The sequence below is a fragment of the Variovorax sp. 01T439_2 genome (genome assembly GCF_056398445.1).
This window is the reverse complement of record NZ_JBFTPJ010000585.1, coordinates 1-5,741: the sequence shown is the minus strand read 5'-3', so window position 1 is coordinate 5,741 and position 5,741 is coordinate 1. Positions and strand designations below refer to the sequence as shown.

Here is a 5,741-nt window from a genome sequence, read left to right as displayed (position 1 = left end):
GCATCTTGGTCTTGGCGGTTGTTTGTGCCACGGCTTCCAGGGGCGTGGCAAACGAAGCCCAGATCAGCAATGGAGCGAGCAGGCGAAAAACGGATTGCATGGGGTCTCCTTTATGTGAATGAGTTGGTCCAGTACCAGCGGCAAGAAGACGCACGCTGGCCGATCGGGCCTTACCGCAAATGGCGCGGTTCAGCGCAGCCGATGCCATCAGATCGGTCATGGCGAAGGCTGTATGTACGAGTCGTGGAGACGCGCGCTTCCGTCGCGTCGTCTCCAGCGATTGCTGCGAACGGACGGCCCGTCCGCTAACTGCCGTGCGAGTCGCGAAGGGCTTCGTCGGGCGCGCGGTGGATCTCGACCATCCACTCCTGCGACAGCAATGCGTAGTCACTCAACCCACCGCATCGCATGAGCGGGCGAGCCAACGCGGTCTGGTAGACGCCATCCTTGAGCAGATCGTGGTCGATGTGGACGCCGACAACCTCCCCGAGGACCAGCCATCCAGGCAACTGCTCTCCGCGCGTGTTTCGGAACTGCACCACATCCACCACCTTGCACTCCATCGAGGCTCGGCTTTCAGCGACGCGCGGCGCGCTCACCTTGTTCGCGGCAATGGCTGTCAGGCCAGCCAGCTTGAACTCGTCGACTCCCCGGGCCACCGGTTGGGAGGTCATGTTCATCTGCTCTCCGAGGTCTTCGGATACCAGGTTCCAGACGAACTCGCCCGTCTCCACCGCGTTCTGCGCGGTGTCCTTCCAGCCGGTGCTGGCAAAGCCGAGGATGGGTGGGTCGTAGTGGAACGTGTTGAAGAAGCTGTAGGGCGCGAGGTTGAAACCTCCCTCCTTGCTCCTCGTAGAGATCCACCCAATGGGCCGCGGCGCGATGATGGAGTTCAGCGGGTTGTGCCGAAGCCCGTGCCCTGCAGAGGGCTCGTAGAAATGAAACTCCATATGCGCAGTCCTTGGAAGCCTTATCAGGCCCGAAAATAAATCTCGAAAACGATTTCGGTGAATGTTAAAAACCCTTCGAGAAAATGTCAAGAATGGGAAGAGGAGGCCTCTGAAATCGGTTTCGCAACTTGCTCTTATCAGCGACAATGACGCCCTGAATCAAGGGACCATCGATTGAACATTCATGAATTTGCAGCGAAGCTGAAGCTCTCGGTCAGCACCGTGTCCAAGGCCATGAACGGRCGGGAAGACGTGAGCCAGGCAACACGAGAGCGAGTGCTTGCGGCTGCGGCCCGTCTTGGCTTTTCACCGGATCCGGCCGGGCGGAGGTTGAGGCGCCAGTCGTCAGACACCATCGGCTTCGTGCTCTCGGCCCCGCAGGCCTCGTTCGTGCACCCGTTCTTCCTGAACATGTTGATGGGCGTGGACGAGCAACTCGACGGGTCGAATTACCAGGTCATCATCGCCTCGGCACGAAGCATCGAGACGGAGATCGACGTGTTCAAGCGCCTGGTCGAGCGCCAGCGCGTGGACGCATTGCTGTTTGGCCGCACTCGGCGGGACGATGAGCGGATCGCGTATCTCCAGAAGCGCGATATTCCTTTTGTGGCGTTCGGCCGGAGCGACACACAGAAGGGTTTTCCGTACCTGGACATCGACCACACCGTCGTCGGGCGTGCTGGTTGCGCGCGATTTATTGCGCTGGGCCATCGCCGGATTGCGTTGGTGCACGCGCCCGAGTTCCTGATGTTCAGCCACCACCAGCGAGTGGGTTACGAGGCAGCGCTTCGCGCGGCGGGAATCCCCATCGATCCGGCGCTTTGCCTTGAAGCCGCGCCTTCCGAAGAGGGCGGAGTCGATGCGGCCCGTCGTCTCTTCGAACTGCCCGATCCGCCCACCGCCATCGTGTGCGGACATGACATCGTGGCCATGGGCGTCATGCGCGCTATTTCAGAGACTGTCGGCCCCGTGAGGAAGGCCGGCATGCGCAATCGATGAGGATCTTCTTGACGCGGCCAACATGGTGGAAAACGAACAGGTGCATGTCTGGAACATCAATAATGGCGAGCGTTTCGTCACGTATGCGATCCGCGGCCAGCGCGGCAGCGGGATCATTTCAGTCAACGGATCGGCGGCCAGACGGGCATCCGTTGGTGACTTGATCATCAATCGCCGCCTTCGGGACGGTGGCAGAGGAGAAGGTGACTGACCATCTTCCCAAGCTTGTCTTCGTCGACGAAGCCAACCGCATCAAAAAGCAGCGCGATCACGTGCCCGTGCAACTCGCAACAGCAAGCTGACTTCCTGCTGTTTCTCGATGGGGCGCTATGACAAGAATGGGTTCATAAATGCCGCAGCCGCGTCTGTCTCCGACTTCAGTGCTCAGGTTGATGGGGTGAGCTCGTGTGTGGCTGGATGTGTCTCAGACTTCAAGGTGCAGGACGAAGGGGAGAGGCGGAGGCCTTAATAGGTAACTGTGTCTCAGACATTAATGGCAATGAACAATCGTCCCGGTACAGCTCGGCCATCGCGTTGTCATGGGCGTTACTTTTCATCATCTGCTCTCTGCGGCCAGTCCTGCCAATAACCCACCGCCCGAGCGGTGTCCGCATCCTGCGTGGGCGCGTCACCCGCCGAGTTACAGCCACTGTCGAATGTCGCCGCGAAGCCGCTTGAGGCAGTCGACATACAGATCCTCGTGCTCGTCGGCGCTCAGGTGGTGTTCGATCCGGTACATCGTCATTTTCGTCCAAGAACGGAATTTTTCCGCGCGCAGAACCGGCGCGGCAAGGACTTCATGCCGATGCGGAGGCAAGCGGGCTCTCGGCGGTGAGGCGGTTTCATCCGATGATATTCATCCCCCGTTCGAGCAAGACGCACCCGCGCGCACGCGCCGGGTCATCCGCTGTCCACCGCCGAGCCGCTCGAGGGCCGCTGCCTTCGTCGCCGCCTGGGGGTTGTGAGGAACGATCAGGACATCGCCGGCGGCATGGCGCAGCACGCGCTGTGCCACGCTGCCGAAGACGAAGTCGGACATCGCCGAGGCTGGATGCTTGCCGACAACGAGCAGCTCGGCGCCGCTGTGCTGCTGCTGGACCACGGCCTGCCGGGCCGGATCGCCGCGGCCGATGGCCCAGGACACGCGGTTTCTGCGGGCATCGGTGGAATCCGTGAACCGCACGATCTGGTCCCGTGCGTACCGCGTGCACTCCTGTCTGTAGGCCCTGACCACGTGCTCGGGAACGTCGGCGCTGCGCAGCTTGCGCTCGTTGATCGTGCTGATGGCGTGGAACAGGTCGATTCGCGCCGATCCGTTGAGTGCGAACGCGCGCTCCACCAGGATGCGCGAAGCCCGCGTGAAATCGATGGCGACGAGCAGGCGCTGGTAAGGCCCCTCGGCCTGCTGCCGCACCACGAGCATGGGACGCTGGACCCTCCGCAAGAGGCGCTCGGTCCATTGGCCGCGCACAAAGGCCAGCAAGCTCCGCTCCCGGGGCATGGCACCCATGACCAGCAGATCCGCGCCACGCGCTGCGCTTGCCACGTGCTCCGGTGTGCTGGCCATCGGGTTCGTCGTGCGCACGCGCAGCTCATGGCGCTGGCCGAGCTGCAATGCCTGGTGCGCCAGCCGCGACGCGGCGCGGGGGCAGGGAGGCTCGCCGGGCGCGGCCGCATAGAGCAGTTCCAGGCTGGCATGGTGCTCGGCAGCCAGGCAGGCGGCGCGCGAGAGGGCAGGCTCCGAACGCGCGGCGAGGTCGGTCACGGCAAGGATGGTGGTGTAGTCGCCGCTCGCTTCGGCCGAGTCCCGGAGGTCCGCGAGGCTCGGCAGATGGTTGGTCCCGGGCCGCTTGTTCAGGCGGGCGAAGTCAAGGTCGGTGAGCGTGCGCTCGCCGTGGATCGTTGCTGCATGCATTGACGCACTCCATTCGTGCGGACCCGTCGGTGGACGACGGCGGCCGCGGCCGCGCGGGACTGGTGCCCGGCGGTGGATGGTTGCGCKGAAGAAGAAGGAAGAMGGAAGCGACCGCCGGGCCTAGGGATGTGCGGGCAGTTGCCTGCGGCCCGCCTTCAAGGCCACGCGTGCACGCGCGCACGCCGCTGCAATGAGCAGCGCCGCAGCAAGGGCGTGGGTGAAGGCGGCGAGGGTGGTCGACATGGCGCCAAGTCTATTCAACGCGCCGTGCCGGGGCAAGCAAAGGCCTCAGGGTCCTTGCCAGATTGCCCCGTCCTTCGCTGCTACTCCTGCGGTTCCAGTGCCACGGGCGGCGCAATGACGATCTTCTTTCGGGCCTGCAGCACGAACGAGACCACCTGCCACAAGACGAAGACGCCGATCAGGCCCAGCAAGGTGCCGCTGATGGGGCGCGACACGAAGGTACCGAAGCTTCCGCGGCTCAGCAGCATCGCGCGGCGGAAGTTCTCTTCGAGCATCGGTCCGAGGATGAAGCCGAGCATCAGCGGCGCGGCGTCGAGCTCGAGCCGCATGAACATGTAGCCCATGAAGCCGAAGGCAGCGGTGATGAACACGTCGTCCAGGTTGTTGTTGACGCTGTAGGTGCCGATGCAGCAGAAGAACAGGATCGACGGGAACAGCACGCTGTACGGAATCTTGAACACCGAGAGCCAGTAGCGCACCAACGGCACGTTCAGCACCAGCAGGAACACGTTGCCGATCCACATGCTGGCCACCAGGCCCCAGAACAGCTCGGGGTGGCTCGCGATCATGTTCGGCCCGGGCTGGATGCCCTTGATGATGAAGGCCGCCAGCATCAGCGCCATCACGGCGTTCTCGGGAATGCCGATGCTCATCAGCGGGATGAAGCTCGTGCGCGCCGCCGCTTCGTCGGCCGCGGCCTGGCCGGCCACGCCTTCGATGCAGCCGGTGCCGATCTCGTGCTTGTACTTGCTGACCTTCTTGTCGAGCGCGTAGGCCGCGAACTGCGCGATGGTGGGGCCGCCGCCGGGCAGGATGCCCAGGAACGAGCCGATCACGCTGCCGCGCAGCGCGCTGGGGATGATCCGCTTGAACTCGGCCCAGGTCGGAATGAGATTGATCTTGCCGTTGAAGGGCGAGCGTTCCTCGCGGGAGTCGAGGTTCTTGGTGATCTCGGCAATGCCGAAGCAGCCCAGCGCGATGCTCACGATGCCCACGCCGTCGGTCAGGAAGGGCATGTCCATGGTGAAGCGCGCCATGCCGCTGTTCACATCGGTGCCGATGGTGCCGAGCAGCACGCCGATCATGCACATCGCCAGGCCGTTCAGCAGGCTGCCGGTGGTGACGAAGCTCACGCACACGAAGCCCACCAGCATCATCGCGACGTAGTCCGCCGGCCCGAACAGGAAGGCGACCTCGCCCAGCACGGGCGCGAGGAACGACAGCACCAGGATCGAGACCGTGCCGCCGATGAAGCTGGAGAAGCCGGCCGTGAACAGCGCCAGGCCGGTCTGCCCCTTGAGCGTCATCGCGTAGCCGTCGATGCAGGCCACGATGCTGCTCGCATGCGGGATCTTCATCGTGATCGCGCTCACGCTGTCGCCGTATTGCGCACCGTAGTAGATGCCGGCCAGCATGATCAGCGCGCCGGTGGTCGGAATGGAATAGGTCAGCGGCAGCAGCAGGCTGATGGTGGCCAGCGGCCCGAGGCCCGGCAGCAGGCCCACCAGTGTTCCCACGGTGCAGCCGATGGCGCAGTACATCAGGTTGTGCCAGGTCAGGGCGTGCGAGAAACCGAACGCGAGGTTGTTCAGGACTTCCATGTTCGTGTCCTCAGAAGAGCGGCAGGTTGAGGC

At 63.6% G+C, this 5,741-nt stretch carries 6 protein-coding genes and 1 pseudogene; 2 read left to right on the top strand and 5 right to left on the bottom strand.

Translation table 11 applies throughout. The features are described from left to right. Positions 1-220: hypothetical protein (locus tag AC1DOC_RS23815; protein ID WP_478130618.1), on the bottom strand; the 220-nt coding region annotated here is incomplete at its 3' end. Between the two features lie 85 nt (positions 221-305). Then, positions 306-950 (bottom strand): flavin reductase family protein, encoded by a 645-nt coding sequence (locus AC1DOC_RS23810; protein WP_018905808.1) that lies wholly within the window; start codon positions 948-950, stop codon positions 306-308. A gap of 174 nt (positions 951-1,124) precedes the next feature. On the opposite strand from AC1DOC_RS23810, the gene AC1DOC_RS23805 reads away from it, so the two are divergent. Both AC1DOC_RS23805 and panD read left to right on the top strand, forming a co-directional pair. Continuing rightward, positions 1,125-1,949 (top strand): LacI family DNA-binding transcriptional regulator, encoded by an 825-nt coding sequence (locus AC1DOC_RS23805; protein WP_478130617.1) that lies wholly within the window; start codon positions 1,125-1,127, stop codon positions 1,947-1,949. After that, positions 1,933-2,251, top strand: a pseudogene (gene panD, locus AC1DOC_RS23800) (aspartate 1-decarboxylase); the annotation flags it as partial. The gene AC1DOC_RS23805 and the pseudogene panD, both read left to right, overlap by 17 nt. A 554-nt stretch (positions 2,252-2,805) precedes the next feature. Here the strand turns inward: panD and AC1DOC_RS23795 are convergent. The 3 genes from AC1DOC_RS23795 to AC1DOC_RS23785 all read right to left on the bottom strand — a co-directional run bounded on the left by AC1DOC_RS23795 (position 2,806) and on the right by AC1DOC_RS23785 (position 5,708). After that, positions 2,806-3,864 (bottom strand): universal stress protein, encoded by a 1,059-nt coding sequence (locus tag AC1DOC_RS23795; RefSeq protein WP_478084549.1) that lies wholly within the window; start codon positions 3,862-3,864, stop codon positions 2,806-2,808. A 120-nt stretch (positions 3,865-3,984) separates the two neighbouring features. Continuing rightward, entirely contained in the window at positions 3,985-4,107 is a 123-nt protein-coding gene (locus AC1DOC_RS23790; protein WP_018905812.1) for a hypothetical protein, read from the bottom strand. An 80-nt stretch (positions 4,108-4,187) separates the two neighbouring features. Then, on the bottom strand, positions 4,188-5,708 hold the full coding sequence (locus AC1DOC_RS23785) for a tripartite tricarboxylate transporter permease (RefSeq protein ID WP_412512285.1): 1,521 nt from the start codon (positions 5,706-5,708) through the stop codon (positions 4,188-4,190). Between the last annotated feature and the right edge of the window lie 33 nt (positions 5,709-5,741).

What these genes read in the sequence shown, in the direction of transcription:
- AC1DOC_RS23810 (WP_018905808.1), bottom strand. Translation starts at nt 950, where the DNA reads ATGGAGTTTCATTTCTACGAGCCCTCTGCAGGGCACGGGCTTCGGCAC.
- AC1DOC_RS23785 (WP_412512285.1), bottom strand. Translation starts at nt 5,708, where the DNA reads ATGGAAGTCCTGAACAACCTCGCGTTCGGTTTCTCGCACGCCCTGACC.
- AC1DOC_RS23790 (WP_018905812.1), bottom strand. Translation starts at nt 4,107, where the DNA reads ATGTCGACCACCCTCGCCGCCTTCACCCACGCCCTTGCTGCGGCGCTG.
- AC1DOC_RS23795 (WP_478084549.1), bottom strand. Translation starts at nt 3,864, where the DNA reads ATGCATGCAGCAACGATCCACGGCGAGCGCACGCTCACCGACCTTGAC.